At 47.7% G+C, this 14,730-nt stretch carries 13 protein-coding genes; 5 read left to right on the top strand and 8 right to left on the bottom strand.

Going from position 1 to position 14,730, the window contains the following annotated elements; all coding sequences use genetic code 11:
* Window positions 1-38: 38 nt before the first annotated feature.
* The 3 genes from AC060N_RS10815 to ndk all read right to left on the bottom strand — a co-directional run bounded on the left by AC060N_RS10815 (window position 39) and on the right by ndk (window position 3,321).
* Window positions 39-1,106 (bottom strand): zinc-dependent alcohol dehydrogenase, encoded by a 1,068-nt coding sequence (locus tag AC060N_RS10815; RefSeq protein ID WP_479523810.1) that lies wholly within the window; start codon window positions 1,104-1,106, stop codon window positions 39-41.
* Between the two features lie 247 nt (window positions 1,107-1,353).
* Window positions 1,354-2,691 carry a sugar porter family MFS transporter gene (locus AC060N_RS10810; RefSeq protein ID WP_463231050.1) on the bottom strand — a complete coding sequence of 446 codons (1,338 nt, stop codon included), beginning with the start codon at window positions 2,689-2,691 and terminating at the stop codon, window positions 1,354-1,356.
* A gap of 162 nt (window positions 2,692-2,853) precedes the next feature.
* Window positions 2,854-3,321 (bottom strand): nucleoside-diphosphate kinase, encoded by a 468-nt coding sequence (gene ndk / locus AC060N_RS10805; RefSeq protein WP_479523809.1) that lies wholly within the window; start codon window positions 3,319-3,321, stop codon window positions 2,854-2,856.
* Window positions 3,322-3,638: 317 nt separating this feature from the next.
* Here ndk and AC060N_RS10800 point away from each other — a divergent pair, with 317 nt between their 5' ends.
* From AC060N_RS10800 to AC060N_RS10790, 3 genes are all read left to right on the top strand, one after another.
* Window positions 3,639-4,685 carry a DHH family phosphoesterase gene (locus AC060N_RS10800; protein ID WP_479523808.1) on the top strand — a complete coding sequence of 349 codons (1,047 nt, stop codon included), beginning with the start codon at window positions 3,639-3,641 and terminating at the stop codon, window positions 4,683-4,685.
* 126 nt (window positions 4,686-4,811) lie between these two features.
* Window positions 4,812-5,360, top strand: a complete 549-nt coding sequence (locus tag AC060N_RS10795) for an FKBP-type peptidyl-prolyl cis-trans isomerase (RefSeq protein WP_479523807.1) — start codon at window positions 4,812-4,814, stop codon at window positions 5,358-5,360.
* A 52-nt stretch (window positions 5,361-5,412) separates the two neighbouring features.
* Complete coding sequence (locus tag AC060N_RS10790) at window positions 5,413-6,507, top strand: NUDIX domain-containing protein (protein WP_479523806.1); 1,095 nt, start codon at window positions 5,413-5,415, stop codon at window positions 6,505-6,507.
* Window positions 6,508-6,509: 2 nt separating this feature from the next.
* Here AC060N_RS10790 and AC060N_RS10785 read toward each other — a convergent pair whose 3' ends face one another.
* The 3 genes from AC060N_RS10785 to AC060N_RS10775 all read right to left on the bottom strand — a co-directional run bounded on the left by AC060N_RS10785 (window position 6,510) and on the right by AC060N_RS10775 (window position 9,676).
* Complete coding sequence (locus AC060N_RS10785; protein ID WP_479523805.1) at window positions 6,510-7,859, bottom strand: 1-acyl-sn-glycerol-3-phosphate acyltransferase; 1,350 nt, start codon at window positions 7,857-7,859, stop codon at window positions 6,510-6,512.
* Between the two features lie 7 nt (window positions 7,860-7,866).
* Window positions 7,867-8,874, bottom strand: a complete 1,008-nt coding sequence (locus tag AC060N_RS10780; RefSeq protein ID WP_479523804.1) for a bile acid:sodium symporter family protein — start codon at window positions 8,872-8,874, stop codon at window positions 7,867-7,869.
* Window positions 8,875-8,962: 88 nt separating this feature from the next.
* Window positions 8,963-9,676 (bottom strand): SAM-dependent methyltransferase, encoded by a 714-nt coding sequence (locus AC060N_RS10775; RefSeq protein WP_228491916.1) that lies wholly within the window; start codon window positions 9,674-9,676, stop codon window positions 8,963-8,965.
* A 71-nt stretch (window positions 9,677-9,747) separates the two neighbouring features.
* Here AC060N_RS10775 and AC060N_RS10770 point away from each other — a divergent pair, with 71 nt between their 5' ends.
* Together AC060N_RS10770 and AC060N_RS10765 are read left to right on the top strand one after the other, a co-directional pair.
* Complete coding sequence (locus AC060N_RS10770) at window positions 9,748-10,674, top strand: bile acid:sodium symporter family protein (RefSeq protein ID WP_479523803.1); 927 nt, start codon at window positions 9,748-9,750, stop codon at window positions 10,672-10,674.
* Between the two features lie 15 nt (window positions 10,675-10,689).
* On the top strand, window positions 10,690-11,454 hold the full coding sequence (locus AC060N_RS10765) for an MBL fold metallo-hydrolase (RefSeq protein WP_479523802.1): 765 nt from the start codon (window positions 10,690-10,692) through the stop codon (window positions 11,452-11,454).
* Window positions 11,455-11,456: 2 nt separating this feature from the next.
* On the opposite strand, the gene AC060N_RS10760 is transcribed toward AC060N_RS10765, so the two are convergent.
* The gene (locus tag AC060N_RS10760; RefSeq protein ID WP_479523801.1) at window positions 11,457-12,653 is read right to left on the bottom strand and encodes an MFS transporter; all 1,197 of its coding nucleotides are present in this window, start codon (window positions 12,651-12,653) and stop codon (window positions 11,457-11,459) included.
* A 607-nt stretch (window positions 12,654-13,260) separates the two neighbouring features.
* Window positions 13,261-14,643: a 30S ribosomal protein S6--L-glutamate ligase gene (gene rimK, locus AC060N_RS10755; protein ID WP_479523800.1), complete on the bottom strand. Its 1,383-nt coding sequence runs from the start codon at window positions 14,641-14,643 to the stop codon at window positions 13,261-13,263.
* Between the last annotated feature and the right edge of the window lie 87 nt (window positions 14,644-14,730).

Raw genomic sequence — 14,730 nt, 5'->3', positions numbered from 1 at the left:
GAAATGCCTTCGCCTGATTTTCTCGAAAGTTAATTTTGTTAATCGTCGTAACGTCCGGCAGAGAAATCGATCATCGCCTTCATTACACCGTCTTCGTAATTAGCAACGGTGGCGTAAGCTTTGTCGGTTTCTTCAAACGGAAAATGATGGGTAACCATCGGTGTAACATCCATGGTGCTATCGGCAATCAGGTCGAGCGCCGGGCGGGTAAAGCCATTCTGGCGGCGAACATTTTGTATGGTGATTTCCTTCCGGCGAAGCTCGTCGACGGGGAAGGACCAGTGACTAAATTCCGGGATTCCAACAATCAGCAATGTTCCTCCGGGCTTCAAAAGCTGAATCGCCTGGTCAACTGCCTCCTGCTTTCCGCAGCATTCAAAAACGTAGTCCATCTGTAACGGTTCCAGTCGGTTAATTTCACTTACGATATTCGTTTCATCCGGATTCCCCGTCCAGTTGGCACCAGTTTCCCGGGCGATTTTCAGTCGGTGTTCCAGTTTGTCGGTCACGTATACTTTCGCTGGTTCCTGAACCTGCGCCGGGAGTAATACGCTCATCCCGATAGGTCCGAAGCCCAGAATTCCAATGGATTTTCCTCTCAAATCGCCGGCTAACTTGGTTGCGTAGTAACCGATAGCCAGCGGCTCAGAAATAACGGCTTCATCGAATCCCAGGCGGTTGTTGATGGGAAAACACGAGCCTTCAGGAATGACGATATATTCAGACAGGCAACCTTCAGCCTGACCGGGATTGCCCAAAAATTTAAGATTGCGGCAGGTATGCGGTCGTCCGGCTTCACACTGATCACAATGTCCGCATGGCATAGCCGGGTCGATAGCAACCCGATCGCCAACAGCGACATGTTTCACTCTTTTACCGACAGCTGCTACAATGCCAGCGCCCTCGTGACCGGGGGTAAACGGATAGGAGATAACCTGACTTCCGATACCACCTTCTTTGTAATAGTGCATATCGGAACCGCAAACTCCCACACGTATCATTCGTATCAAAACGTCTGTGTCATTGGCAATCTCCGGCATTGGCCGCTCCTGTATTTCCATCTTTTCTTTACCGGTCAATGCAAAGGTTTTCATGTATTTATTCATGGCGATCATTTTTCGGGTTTTCACTGTTGCCTTTCCTTAAAAAGATACTTCCTGAGCTGAAATCAGAGATAAAAACTCCACCTACCGGAATCAGCAGGAAAATATATTTCTCGAAAAAGGCGTCTTGATGTATTTGGTACCTGTCAATCTTAATGGTTATCAATTAGGATAAGGTATGAAAAAAGACGCAATATCAAAGCATCCGGCCTTGAAAATTGCGTCTTGAAATATTATCTGTTATAGGAAATCAGGAAGAAACCCGCTTGCCAATCGTTTCCATTTCCAGTTCCTCCAACGATTTGCCTTTGGTTTCGACTAACGCGAAGTGATAGAACAGGAGGCTCAGCAACGTAGCGGCGAAGAAGAAGGCGAACACCCATCCGACGCCAATTTTGGCTGATACAACAGGAAAAAGCAGTGCGATCACAAAGTTGAAGAACCAGTGAGAGAAAGAGCCGATAGCTGCGCCCCGTGAGCGTACATTGTTCGGGAACATTTCCGATAGGATAACCCAGATAACAGCTCCCTGTGAAAAGGCAAAAAAGGCAATGTATCCAACCAGGTAAGCCAGCAATTGGTATCCTGCGTAGTTACCGGTGATGTACGACCAGGCAAATAATCCGAGGAATACCGACATACCCGTTGCTCCGACATAAAGCAAAAACTTACGTCCGAAACGATCGATGAATATCATCGCGATGATGGTAAATGCCAGGTTTGTGACACCAATCAGTACCGACTGGAACATCGCGGACTCACCGGAGAAACCAGCCACTCGGAAAATATCGGTCGAGTAGTACATGATGACATTGATTCCAGCCATTTGGTTAAACATCCCAACGGCAATTCCAATCAGGACCAACTTCAGGTACGGAGGTTTAAACATGAAAGAGTATTTCTTCATTACCTCCTGATTCAGCGAATCCTTGATCTGGTGCATCAGGGTTTCTGCATTTTCATGCGGATTAACCCTCCGTATAACGTGAAGTGCTTCTTCAACACGTTCCATTTTGACCAGCCAGCGGGGACTTCTTTCAATAAAGAACAGCAACAGGAAGTAAACACCTGACGGAATCGTTCCGGCCAGGAACATCCAGCGCCAATTGGCAGCTCCTATGCTATCGATGATGTAATTGGAGAAGAACGCCAACAAAATTCCGGATACGATAGCCAGCTGGTTGGTGGCCACCAAACGACCGCGCAATTTGGGTGGTGCAATTTCCGAAATGTACATGGGAGTCAGTACCGATGCACCTCCAACGGCAATTCCCCCGATTAAGCGGGCCGTAATGAAGACCGTGAGATTGGTTGCCAGGCCGGCTCCAATCATCGATAGCAGGAACATCACAGCCATCAGTTTCATCATCTGGCGCCGGCCGAAAATATCGCCCGGTTTTCCGATGAACAGCGCGCCAATGATACAGCCAACAAGCGCCGTACTGACGACCACGCCTTTCATCGCTTCGGAAAAACCAAAGAACTGCTGTACGTAAAATATGGTTCCGTTAATGACGGCAGTTTCAAATCCAAACATTAGTCCGCCCAGGGCCGCCACAAAGGTGACGAAGTACAAATGATTTCTCATGATTTGGGTAAGTCTATTGATTAAGCGCCTCAAGATAATGATTTTCGGAACAAGGAGCAGAACACTTTGGAAGATATGATTTTCAGTAAGATGAATATTTTTAAAATAAAAAACCTGCTTTCAGTGAAAACAGGTTTTAGTGCATGCGTAAGAACAATTATTTTATTGAGGGTACTCTTTGACTTCTTCGTCACAATGCCATTCCTCGGGACAAAATCTTTCGGTTTCCGAAAAGAAAAAGGCAGCTTCTTTCATCGCATTATCGTCACTGTCGGAGCCATGAACTGCATTGTGCGAAAGCGACTCGGCAAATAATTTCCGGATGGTACCTTCGTCTGCTTTTTCGGGGTCGGTGTTGCCGATGAGCTCCCGGAACTCCGTTACCGCATTATCTTTTCTGAGGATGGCAGCCACAATCGGGCCGGAAGACATGTAGGTAACCAGTCCGTCGTAAAACGGCTTTCCCCGGTGAACTTCGTAAAATTTGGCGGCCTGTCGGGCCGATAACTTCGTTAGTTTAAGTGCTTCCACCTTGAAACCGTGTTCAGTAATCATTCCGAGGATGGGGCCAATTAAATTCCGGCGAACGGCTCCCGGCTTAATCATCGTTAGCGTAGTATTTCCAGCCATGTTGATAAATTTAGTTGCGAATAGAAACATCCGTATCACCGATGAGTTCACCGGACGCATTATTTAGAACGGATGACAAGTGATATTTTAGTTAGAAAATCATTTTGATTTCTCTTCAATCAAAATTAGGAAATTGCGGAAACTGAGCGTCAATAATGAGTTGCTGTTAAACATAGTATCGATATGTTGAAGAAATGATTTTATCCGGAATTTTAAAGGTTGTTCGGGGGTCCGGGAGCTGAAATAATTCAAAATGTGCAGGTACGAAACAACCAATATTCCTATCTTTGCGTCTTACGTTTAAAAAGAGATCAATTTTGAAGAGATTATCCCCTGAAACAATAGCGAAAGTTAAGGATGTGTTGAATGAAAATGTCCGGGACATCGTGATTATACCACATGTAAATCCGGACGGTGATGCTGTTGGTTCCAGTTTGGGATTGTGGCGTGTTTTAACGAACGCGGGTTACGCTCCGACGGTCATTTCTCCGACGGATTACCCTGCCTTTTTAAAATGGGTGAGTGGCACTAATGACGTAAAAGTGTATGAGCATGAACCGGATGTCAGTCGACAGATTTTGGAAAAAGCTGATTTGGTGTTCCTGCTCGATTTCAATGCGCCTGACCGGGCCGGAAAACTGGGACCACTGATTGAAAAGGTGACCAAACCGATTGTGTTGATCGATCATCACCCCGATCCCGCTGATGTGACGGAGTTGATGTTCTCGCATACCGAAGCCAGTTCGACCGCCGAGTTAGTTTACCGCTTTGTCGAAAGTCTCGATTTGTGTGAATACCTCGATAAAGATGCAGCGGAAGCGTTGTTCACAGGTTTGTCTACCGATACCGGCTCTTTCAGTTACAATGCATCCTCACCGGATATGTACGAAGTAGTGAGCCGCTTGCTGGAAAAAGGAGTGGATAAGGACCGGATTCACGATTTGATATACAACAATTTCTCGGCCGACCGGATGCGACTTTTGGGGTACAGTCTGGACCAGAAAATGAAAGTATTCCCGGAATACCATGCAGCGTACATTTCTTTGAGCATGGAAGAACTGGAGCGATACAATTTTGTGCCCGGCGATACAGAAGGATTTGTCAATTATCCGCTGTCGATTAAGGGTGTTATTTTCACCGCATTGTTCACCGAAAAGGAAGATATGGTGAAAATCTCGTTCCGTTCGAAAGGAGGTTTTCCGACCAACGAATTTTCCAACCTGCATTTTAACGGTGGCGGTCATATGAACGCCTCAGGAGGAGAATCAAAGTTGTCGCTGGCTGAAACCATTCAGAAATTCGAAGAGTTGTTGCCCGAATTTTCTGCTAAATTGAAAGATGAGCACAGGAAACTGGGAAATTGAAATCGGGGAAAGGAAATAGGCGAGATGCGCCGAATTTTAATAAATTAGCGCTGAATTTTTAATCGGTCGGAAAGGAAATTAGAAAGACCGTAAAGCGGAAGTTTGAATAGTTAACGAATGAAATATATGAAACGTAGGGGTTTAAGTTTTTTATTACTGGCTGTTGTATTGAGTGTGGGGTTTGTTTCCTGTAGCAAGACAAGCCGCCAGAAAGCCAGGGAACTGGAATTGGAATTGCGGGATAAGTACGTAGCTAAATATTATCCGGATGCACAGCCTACTCCCTCGGGACTTTATGTCATCAAAGAGCAGGATGCTCCTGCCGGGGCGGATTCCATCGCCGTTGGTGACCAGGTAAAAGTATTCTATACCGGAAATTTGATTGAGAGTACCGATTCTACCGGAGTTCAGGACGGATACGTGTTTGACTCTTCAGGCAATTACGAACCATTTACTTTCACGGTAGGTGCCGGATCGGTAATTACTGGTTGGGAAGAAGCCATCCTGCAAATGAAAGAAGGTGAGAAGGCGGTATGGATTATTCCATCCACACTGGGTTACGGAGGAACGCCTCAATCGGGTGTCCCCGCTTATTCGACGCTCGTTTTCCATGTCACGGTCTACAAAGTGATAAAGAGCGACTCCAATCCGGTGATAATCGAAAGACAATTTTAAACACTGACCGCGGAACTTCACCGCGGTTTTTTTCAATCCATAAACTGACGACGTGACGCGCACGGATCTCATTAAAAAATTGCTGCCGGGTTTCATTCCGCTTTTTGTTTTTATCCTTGCGGATGAAATCTGGGGAACGAAAATCGGTATTGTGGTAGCGGTAGGCGTTGGACTGATCGAGCTAATCGTAACCGGAATCAAGGAGCGCCGGCTCGAAAAGTTTGTACTGATTGACACCGCTTTGCTGGTAGTGCTTTCGCTGATATCAATTCTGCTCGATAACGACATCTTTTTCAAGTTGAAGCCCGCTTTGATCGAATTGATTCTTTGTGCGGTGTTGGGTGTTTCGGCCTTTGGCAAACTGAACATTGTGCAGATGATGGCCGGCCGTTACATGAAGGATGTCTCTTTCAATGAACAACAACAGGCGCAGTTTCAGCGGAATCTCCGGAACATGTTTTGGATTTTCCTGGCGCACACCGGTCTGATTATTTTCTCGGCCTTTTACATGAGCGAAGCAGCCTGGGCATTTATTAGCGGCGGATTGTTTTACATTATTTTCGCGGTCTATTTTGCGAATGAATGGTTTCGCAATAAGCGCCAGCAAGGAAAAATGCCGGTGGTTGCTGATGATGAAGAGTGGTTGCCGGTAGTCGATGAGGAAGGGAAAGTCATTGGGAAAGCGCCCCGTTCGGCTTGCCACAACGGTCAGAAGATTTTGCATCCGGTAGTGCATCTTCATGTTTTCAATCCAAAAGGACATATTTATTTGCAGAAACGCCCGGAAGATAAACTGGTACAGCCCGGTAAATGGGATACAGCCGTCGGTGGACACATTTCGTTTGGCGAATCGGTTGAAACGGCTTTGAAGCGTGAAGCTTACGAGGAAATTGGTTTAACTGACTTTCAGGCACGCCCGATGGCCAGTTACAAGTGGGAGACCGACGTGGAAGCCGAGTTGGTGTACAGTTATACTTCTTACGATTACAAAAAAATCCGATTACACTCCGACGAAGTTACTGAGGGGAAATTCTGGAGCCGCTCACAAATTGAGAAGAATCTGGGCAAAGATGTATTTACACCTAACTTCGAATTCGAGTTTAAGATGATGGAACAGTTGCGCGATCAGAACAGCGCATTGGCTTGATTTTATTGTTTTTGTGCAGAAAATGCCTTTTGACAAAAGGAAATAATCTCTTGTCTGCTATCCAACAGCAACTTTTGTTTCTCTTTCGATAATCCAAATCGTAAATGAAGCCGATTTCGAAACACCTTCCAGCTGCGGATTAATCGGTAAGTAACAACACCGCTCAGTGGCATCGCTAAAAGATAAAGCACTTTCCACCAGCCGGGAAACAGTCGTCCCAAAGTCAATAATCCAACTACATACATGGCCGAAAAAACCAGCATTCCCAGCACAAAATAGAAGGAGCTGCGCATCTGCGAATCTTCAATTTTGTTGTTTACATGATTTTTTAGAAGATAATGGGGAAGTGCGTGATGCAACCAACCAAAAGCAATGACCGGAGATGTCAGCAGAAAGCCTGCACCCGTGAAAATTGCCTGGGCCGGCGTGAGCAGGTTTTTCTCCAGTGTATCTTCTATTATTTTTTGCTCGTGCTGTAACGCCTCGTATTTCTGTACTTTATCCGTAAGCAACTGAAGAAAAGAATCGTCTTCTTTGGCGGCGGTTTCCAGTTTCTGAATGGTCAGTTGGTCCGCCCGGAAATGATTTTCCCATGACTTGGGCGAAAGATTTTCTTCTTTCAGTATGGTTTGTCGGTACAACAACCGAATCGTTTCATATAGCTCGTAATGTTCGGTGTCCCGGATGTCAATCATCAACGGTGACAGCTTCTCTTGTAAAGCATCGCGCAGTTCCAGTTGCGCCCGTTGCGGGTTTTCCCGGTAGGAAGACAGAAACTCACTTACCTGTAACGGTTTTCCATAGTTGATTTGAAGAATGGATTGAGGCTCCTGGTAATCGCTGTAATAAATGCCTACCGGGATGATGACCAAATCTTTTCCTAATCCACCGCTCTCTTCTGCCTGAAAAGCGATACGAGGGACCGCTTTCTTGAGAGGCAGTAAAGTTCGCTTATCGGTATGGCGTGCTTCCGGAAAAAGGCAGAGCGGTGTATTATGCTGTAAAATCTCGATGGTTTGCCGGAAGGTCTTTTCATTTTTTCCGAGGTTCTCTACTCCGTCACGAATCCGGTAAACCGGGATGATTTTCAGAAAACGAAGAAAAGGACGGTTTGTGGCGCTTTTAAAAATATCTGCTCTTGCAAGATAGATAATCTGGGAGGGAAGCGTACAAACCAAGGCCAGCGGGTCCATCAGCGCATTCTGGTGGTTCGGGGCGAAAATGATGGGTTTGTCTTTAGGGATATTTTCTTTTCCGGTTACGATAACCTTCCGGTAGAAGAGACGATGGGCCGTTTTGACAAATCCTCTGACCACATCATAACCGATGGAATAGCGATAAATCTTTCCCATAATTTCCTTATTTCCCTTCCGCGTGGCTGTGATGGTGAACATTTACCAACTGTTCTGTCTCTGCTTCGTCGGTCACCGGCTTACGCGACCAAAACCACGACAGGCTCAAACCGGAGACAATGTGCCAGATGCCCCACCACGCAGCAATGATGGCCATTCCGCCAAGTTCCATGTCGGGTGGAAATATTTTGGGATTGAAGATGAGTGCCAGTCCCAGTCCGGAATTTTGAATCCCTGTTTCGATGGCAATGGTTCGCCGGTCGGTCTGCGGCAGTTTCATCAGGCTGCTGGCGCTGTATCCTGTCACCAAAGCCAGAGCATTGTGAATTAATACGATGATGAAAATGAGATGAATGAACTGAATGAAGAATTCGAAATTCTTGGCCAGCGCAATCACCACAAAAGCGATGAAAATACCAACACTCAGCTTCCGGATAGGACCGCGTATTTTAACCGTTAAACGCGGGAAACGGCGGGCGAAAATGAGTCCCAGTACCAGTGGAATACCCAATAGAATGAAAACGGTTTGGAACATTTGCCCGGAGTCGATGTGCAACGGACGCAGTAGCGCCTCGGCATCGTGGCGGTTGTAAAAGTGCGTATAAAGGCTTCCCCAGAAGGCAAAGTTCAATGGCGTCATAAAAGTAGCTGAAAGGGTCGCAATAGCTGATAAACCGATAGACAGCGTCGTATTTCCCTTTGCCAGCGAAGAGATGAAATTGGAAATGTTTCCGCCCGGGCAGGATGCTACGAGAATCATTCCCAGAGCCACGGTTGGCGTTGGACGCAAAAAGAGAACCAGCAAATAGGTAAGTGCAGGCAACAGCAAAAACTGAGAAACAATTCCTGTTAAGGTCGATTTCGGTCGGGTAATAATTTTGCGGAAATCGGAAATATGAATATCCAGCGCTATACCAAACATGATAAAGGCGAGTGCGATATTTAGTGCCAGAATGCCGGCCGGACTAAAATGCAGTCGCACATGATCCAGAACTTCCAGAGAATCTTCAAACATTGGCTTAGACTTTCAGTGCCCAAATATATTGATTTGTGGCCAAAATCAAACGGCTGTTGTTAAGCAGGTACAACTATCGTATTTGAAATCAGTCTTTATGGAGCAGAAAAATCGCCGGTCGTTTATGCAGTTCAGGCAATCCTTTTCTCCATTGTGCCACCGTCTGCGTTTTGATGTATTCACTTTCCAGTGTGATGTCGGCGGCAATGCAAAGCCGTGTTTGGTCGTGACAAGCCTGCAGGATATCTTCCAGCAATTTCATGTTCCGGTAAGGCGCTTCAATGAAAATCTGCGTTTGGTGTTCGGTTGCCGAACGGCGCTCCAAATCTTTGATGGCCCGCTGCCGTTCTCCTTTCGGGATGGGAAGGTAGCCCACAAAGGCAAAGTTCTGTCCATTCATTCCGGACGCCATCAGCGAAAGCAAAATAGAAGAAGGTCCAACCATCGGAACTATCCGGATATCTTTTTCGTGCGCCAGTTTCACCACGTCGGCGCCCGGATCGGCTACACCGGGACAGCCGGCTTCGGAAATAATGCCGGTATCGTTTCCGTTTAAAACGGGATGCAGAAAGCGTTCAAGCTGTTTCCGGTCGGTGTGTTTGTTCAGCTCCATGAACTCCAGCGCGTCGATGTCGATATCGCGGTCCAGCTTCTTCAGGTAGCGGCGGGCAGTACGCACGTTCTCTACGATAAAAAAGCGAAGTGAACGCACAGTGTCCACCAATGTGGCGGGGACAACATGGCCTGGCTCAGTATCGCCAAGCGTAGTTGGTATAAGGTACAGATTAGCCATTTTCTTCATGGGCGCAAAGGTAGCGAAAAACAATATTTTCGCCGGCTTGTTTGTATGGATTGAAGTCGGTAACCGAATTTATGAAATACGTTCTCCGCTTTTTGTTTCTCCGCAATACCCAATTTTCTTTCGCAGTTATTGTCGGTTTACTCGCTCCGGCGGGTGCGGAAACATTACGCCCGTTGGTTTTACCGCTTCTGGCCATTGTGCTGGCTTTTTCCCTTACGGGGATAACCCTCAAGGAATTTTTCCCGCTGCGCAATCTCATTCGTCCCATGCTGTTTGGTATCTCAGCCAGTTATTTGGTGTTGGGAACGCTCATTATTTTGCTGGCCTGGTTATTTACGCCCGACAAGGAACTCTTCTGGGGATTTGTGATCATTGCAGCTGCACCGGCCGGAACAGGCGTTATTCCGTTTGCGTTTATTCTTCGCGGCGATGTGGCATTTGCCGTGTTCGGTGTACTGGGCAGCTACCTGGCGTCGTTCATCCTGATTCCGGTGATGCTGATGGTTTTCGCTCCGGGCGTTTCTGTTTCCCCCGAAATTATTGGTCGTATTTTGGTCATCCTGCTCGTTATTCCCATGGTGGCTTCCCGCTTCCTGCTGGCGAAACCCATTCAAAAGCCGGTGTTTTACCTTCGCGGGAAGGTTGTCAACCTCGGATTTGCCCTGGTCATTTATACGGTCATTGGCTCCAACCAGGATGTTTTCTTAACCGATCCAATGTTGCTTTTACCCGTGGCTGCCGTCACTTTTTTTGCTACTTTTGGAATCAGCCTTGCGGCAGATTGGGCTTTGAAACGCTGGGCAAAGAAGTTGAATGGACCGAAGCAAATCAGTGGAATGTTGCTGGCTTCGCTCAAAAATAACGGATTTGCCATTGCTGTCAGCCTCACCTTGCTGCCGCCGAGGGGCGGAATTCCTCCGGCCGTTATGGGGATGATGATGGTGCCTTACCTGATGTACCTGTCATTCCGCTACCGCGAAAAGTCGGGAGGAGCGTAAAACGTAAAATTCAACATGAAAATAACATTACTGGGAACAGGAACTTCGCAGGGAGTGCCGGTAATCGCCTGCAATTGCGAAGTTTGCCGTTCAACCGATTCGCGCGATAAGCGCTTACGAAGTTCGATAATGATTGAAGACAACGGCACCTGCATAGTGGTGGATGCCGGCCCCGATTTTCGTCAGCAGATGTTGCGGGAGAAAGTGCAGAATATCGATGCTATCTTGCTAACACACGAGCACGCTGACCACATCTTCGGTCTCGATGATATCCGTAGTTTTAACTGGGTTCGGAAGGCACCCATTGATATTTACTGCGAAGCGCGCGTTGATAAGAACCTGCGCTCCATCTTCGACTACGTTTTCTCGGAAGAAAAATATCCCGGCACGCCTCAGATGAACCTGGTGCCCATCGATGGTTCAGTTTTGACCGTTGGTTCGCTCGACATCATTCCCATTCGGGTGATGCACCACCGGTTGCCGGTTTATGGTTTTCGGGTGGGGAAATTTGCCTACCTCACCGATTTTAGCACGATTGCCGATGAAGAGCTGGAGAAGCTGAAGGGAGTAGAGGTGGTGGTGATTGATGCCTTGCGGAAAGAATCGCACATTTCGCACCTGAGCCTGAGCGAAGCCATCGAGATCGTTGGGAAAATTCGTCCGCGCAAAGCGTACATCACGCACATCAGTCACCAGATGGGATTACACAAAGATGTATCAGAAGAGTTGCCCGATGGTGTGGAGCTGGGATTCGACGGCGAGATACTGAAAATTGATTGAGGTTACCGGTTATTTGTCCGCTTTATGCGGATACGGTTTTGCAGGAACGGTAGCAGAACGACAAATCCGGCGGTGAAGAAGACCATGCCGGCAATGGCCAATGCGGAACCCAGTGAGAACTGGTCGGTGTACCAACCCAGGAATGGTCCGACTCCGGCAAAAATGATTCGGATGATAAAACTCCGTACAGACAGCACAGTGGCCCGGTTAGCCGATGTGGTATACTGAATAATGTAATTCTTCAGAATCGGCGTGGCAATTCCCCTCACAAAGTAGAAGACCACCAGAATCGCGATACCCCAGGCCGTCATGTTCTGACTGATGGCGATGTACGAACCGGTAATAAATATGAGGATGAGAAATACCGTGTTTTTCCGCCCCAGCGCATTCTCGAATTTGTAAGCAATCATCGAAACCAGCCCGGCCAATAGATTCAGTACGGTCCAAAGCACACCAAACATCGAGAGAGGAAGCGATATTTCCTTAAAGAAAGGTTGCACAAACCAGGCCATGGTGAGGGTAGCGGTGCCAATAACCGAAGAGTAGAGGATGGCTGTTCGCAGCGGTTTGTTTTCGATCAGCGAATGATTCACCACCTGGAAAATATCTTTCCAACCGGGTTTCGCGTGACGGTCGTCGCGCGGAGGTTCTCTTAGCGAAATGGCCGCCGGAACGCCTGCAAAAGCTACCAGTGTTTGTGCGTAATAGGGGTAACGCAAACTCAGCGTGGCCAGCAATCCGCCCAACACGCCGGCAATGGCTTCGGCAAAGTTCCCGATGGAGGTTACACGTCCTTCCAGTTTCAGGTACTCCGATTCCCGTTTTTCGGCTTTGAGTGAGTCATACAGCAAAGCCGAATCGGAGCCCGAGATAAGGCTTTGTCCGACGCCAAGTACCATTTCGGCCACTAAAAATTCGCCAAAACGGTACGAGAAGCTGTAAATGCCAAAGCCAATGGCACCCATGACTGTACCGGCTACCAGCGTGGTTTTTCGTCCCCACACATCGGCGAAGTAGCCGGAAGGGATTTCGAGTAGAACAATAGCAACGGAGTAAATGGCCCGCAGGAAAAACACGTCGTGCATGCTGAGGCCGTTGCTTTGGTAAAAGGGGACGACAATGGGCATCACCAGCATGAACCATTTGGCGCACTTGATGATGTAAAGCCGGAAGATATTTTGGCTGTACGAGCTCCCCATGACGCGTGCAAAAATAACGAAGCTTCCGGTATGGCCAATTAAATTAGTATGATCATTACAGCGATAGGTTGTCGATGCTCATTCTGGTAGCGACGAGGGATATGACTGGCCACAGACGAACCATTCAAATTTCACGGCCTGCCTGGCTTCCGCCAGACGACTGGTTTGCGTTGAATGAAGTGACTGGCTGGCTACAGGCTGTTCATTTGAATTAAATGGAGCATCTGGCTGCCGCTAGGTCGCTCATTTGAATTAAATGGAGTATCTGGCTGTCGCCAGGTTGTTCATTTGAATTGAGTGGAGTATCTGGCTGTCGCCAGGTCGCTCATTTAAATTAAACAGGGCATCTGGCTGACCACAGGCCATTCATTTGGGTTGGATGTAATACTTGGCTGGCGAGAAGCAATTCATTCACGCTGCATGAAGTACCCTTATTTCTATAGGTAATCCGCACACGCTGCACGGAATGCTTATATTGGCAGAGGCAGGCCATACCAGCTGCGCCGGGCAATTGTATTCCCGCGGATAAGGTAATACAACGTAGATGGTAAGAAAGAGAGACGCCAGGCACGGCGTCTCTACCTGCAGTATGGTGGTCAACCAGAATTTACTTCTCCGTTTTCCAGCCCACATGTTTTTCGATGGCGGCAATCATTTTCCCAGCGATGTCCTTGTTAGTCGCCGACTCGATGCCTTCCAGTCCGGGTGACGAATTGATTTCCAGCAAAAGCGGTCCTTTCGCCGAGCGAATGATGTCCACGCCTGCCACTTTCAGGTTCATGGTTTTGGCCGCTTTAATGGCGATGCGTTTTTCTTCAGGCGTTACTTTCACCACCGAAGCCGTTCCGCCCTGGTGCAGGTTGGCCCGGAATTCGCCGGGAGCAGCTTCCCGCTGGATGGACGCCACCACCTTGCCATCAATCACAAAGCAGCGAATATCTTTTCCGTTGGCTTCCTTGACAAACTCCTGAACGAGGATGTTGGCATGCAAGCTCTTGAAGGCATTGATGACACTCTCGGCTGCCTTTTTGGTTTCGGTCAGCACAACGCCTTTGCCTTGTGTTCCTTCCAACAGTTTCACAATTAACGGAGAGCCACCTACCATTTTAATCAAATCCGAGGTGTCGAGCGGCGAGTTGGCAAAACCGGTAGTTGGAATTTCCAGTCCGTTTTGAAGCAGCAACTGCAACGAGAAAAGCTTGTCACGCGACTGACTGATGGCTGCCGCCGAATTGAGCGTAAATATCTTAAGCGCCTCGAACTGGCGGGTCAATGCACATCCGTAGAAGGTTTGACTGGGCCTGATACGCGGAATAACCGCATCCAGGTCATTCAAAATTCGTCCTCCCCGGTAGTGAATCTCCGGATTGGTGGCATCGAGCTTCATGTAACAATGGCGGATGTTCAGGAAATGCATCTCATGACCGCGTGCTTCGCCGGCTTCCATAATGCGCTGATTGCTGTACAGGTTCGGGTCGGAAGCCAAAAGTCCAATCTTCAAACCCTGTCGGGATGGCTGATTTGGCTGGTATAACTCGTTCAGGTGTGCAGTCGATTTTTGGCCAAACAAAAAGCGGGCTTCCGGGTCAACGAGCATTCGGCCACTCATTGCTTCGCGTCCGAGTAACATGCGGTAGCCCATCGAGTCTCGGTTAGCCAGCGTCAGTTCAATCTCCCACGCCGCTTCACCCAACGCTACAGTTGTTTTAATAACATATCTGCGTTCGCTAATGCCGCTGGAACTCTTCACTGTACGGCGATCGACGATTTCTGCCTCGCAATTAACCGAAGTTTTCCCATCCTTCTGAATGGGAGGAATGTCGAAATTGACCCACGGTATACCCTCTTTCTTGAAAGGATGAATATTGATGGCATGAATGGAGGAGGTTTTGGCGCCGGAGTCAACCCGGGCTTTAATGGCCGGAATGTTTAAATCAGGAAGTGAACACCATTCTTCGCTTCCGACAATAATCTTGTTTTCGTTTATCATGTTAAATTTTCATTCGATATTCAATTCGTTATCATCCGATACGTTCAGATTTTTTGCTTGAATATCGCTCATCATCTTATTGATAAC

It is taken from the genome of Prolixibacter sp. DSM 2831 (assembly GCF_056493735.1).
Note: the sequence above shows the minus strand (reverse complement) of the source record. Positions and strands in the feature narration are given on the sequence as shown.

What these genes read in the sequence shown, in the direction of transcription:
- AC060N_RS10770 (WP_479523803.1), top strand. Translation starts at nt 9,748, where the DNA reads ATGAAATACGTTCTCCGCTTTTTGTTTCTCCGCAATACCCAATTTTCT.
- AC060N_RS10765 (WP_479523802.1), top strand. Translation starts at nt 10,690, where the DNA reads ATGAAAATAACATTACTGGGAACAGGAACTTCGCAGGGAGTGCCGGTA.
- AC060N_RS10815 (WP_479523810.1), bottom strand. Translation starts at nt 1,106, where the DNA reads ATGAATAAATACATGAAAACCTTTGCATTGACCGGTAAAGAAAAGATG.
- AC060N_RS10795 (WP_479523807.1), top strand. Translation starts at nt 4,812, where the DNA reads ATGAAACGTAGGGGTTTAAGTTTTTTATTACTGGCTGTTGTATTGAGT.
- AC060N_RS10775 (WP_228491916.1), bottom strand. Translation starts at nt 9,676, where the DNA reads ATGAAGAAAATGGCTAATCTGTACCTTATACCAACTACGCTTGGCGAT.
- AC060N_RS10780 (WP_479523804.1), bottom strand. Translation starts at nt 8,874, where the DNA reads ATGTTTGAAGATTCTCTGGAAGTTCTGGATCATGTGCGACTGCATTTT.
- ndk (WP_479523809.1), bottom strand. Translation starts at nt 3,321, where the DNA reads ATGGCTGGAAATACTACGCTAACGATGATTAAGCCGGGAGCCGTTCGC.
- rimK (WP_479523800.1), bottom strand. Translation starts at nt 14,643, where the DNA reads ATGATAAACGAAAACAAGATTATTGTCGGAAGCGAAGAATGGTGTTCA.
- AC060N_RS10810 (WP_463231050.1), bottom strand. Translation starts at nt 2,691, where the DNA reads ATGAGAAATCATTTGTACTTCGTCACCTTTGTGGCGGCCCTGGGCGGA.
- AC060N_RS10760 (WP_479523801.1), bottom strand. Translation starts at nt 12,653, where the DNA reads ATGGGGAGCTCGTACAGCCAAAATATCTTCCGGCTTTACATCATCAAG.
- AC060N_RS10785 (WP_479523805.1), bottom strand. Translation starts at nt 7,859, where the DNA reads ATGGGAAAGATTTATCGCTATTCCATCGGTTATGATGTGGTCAGAGGA.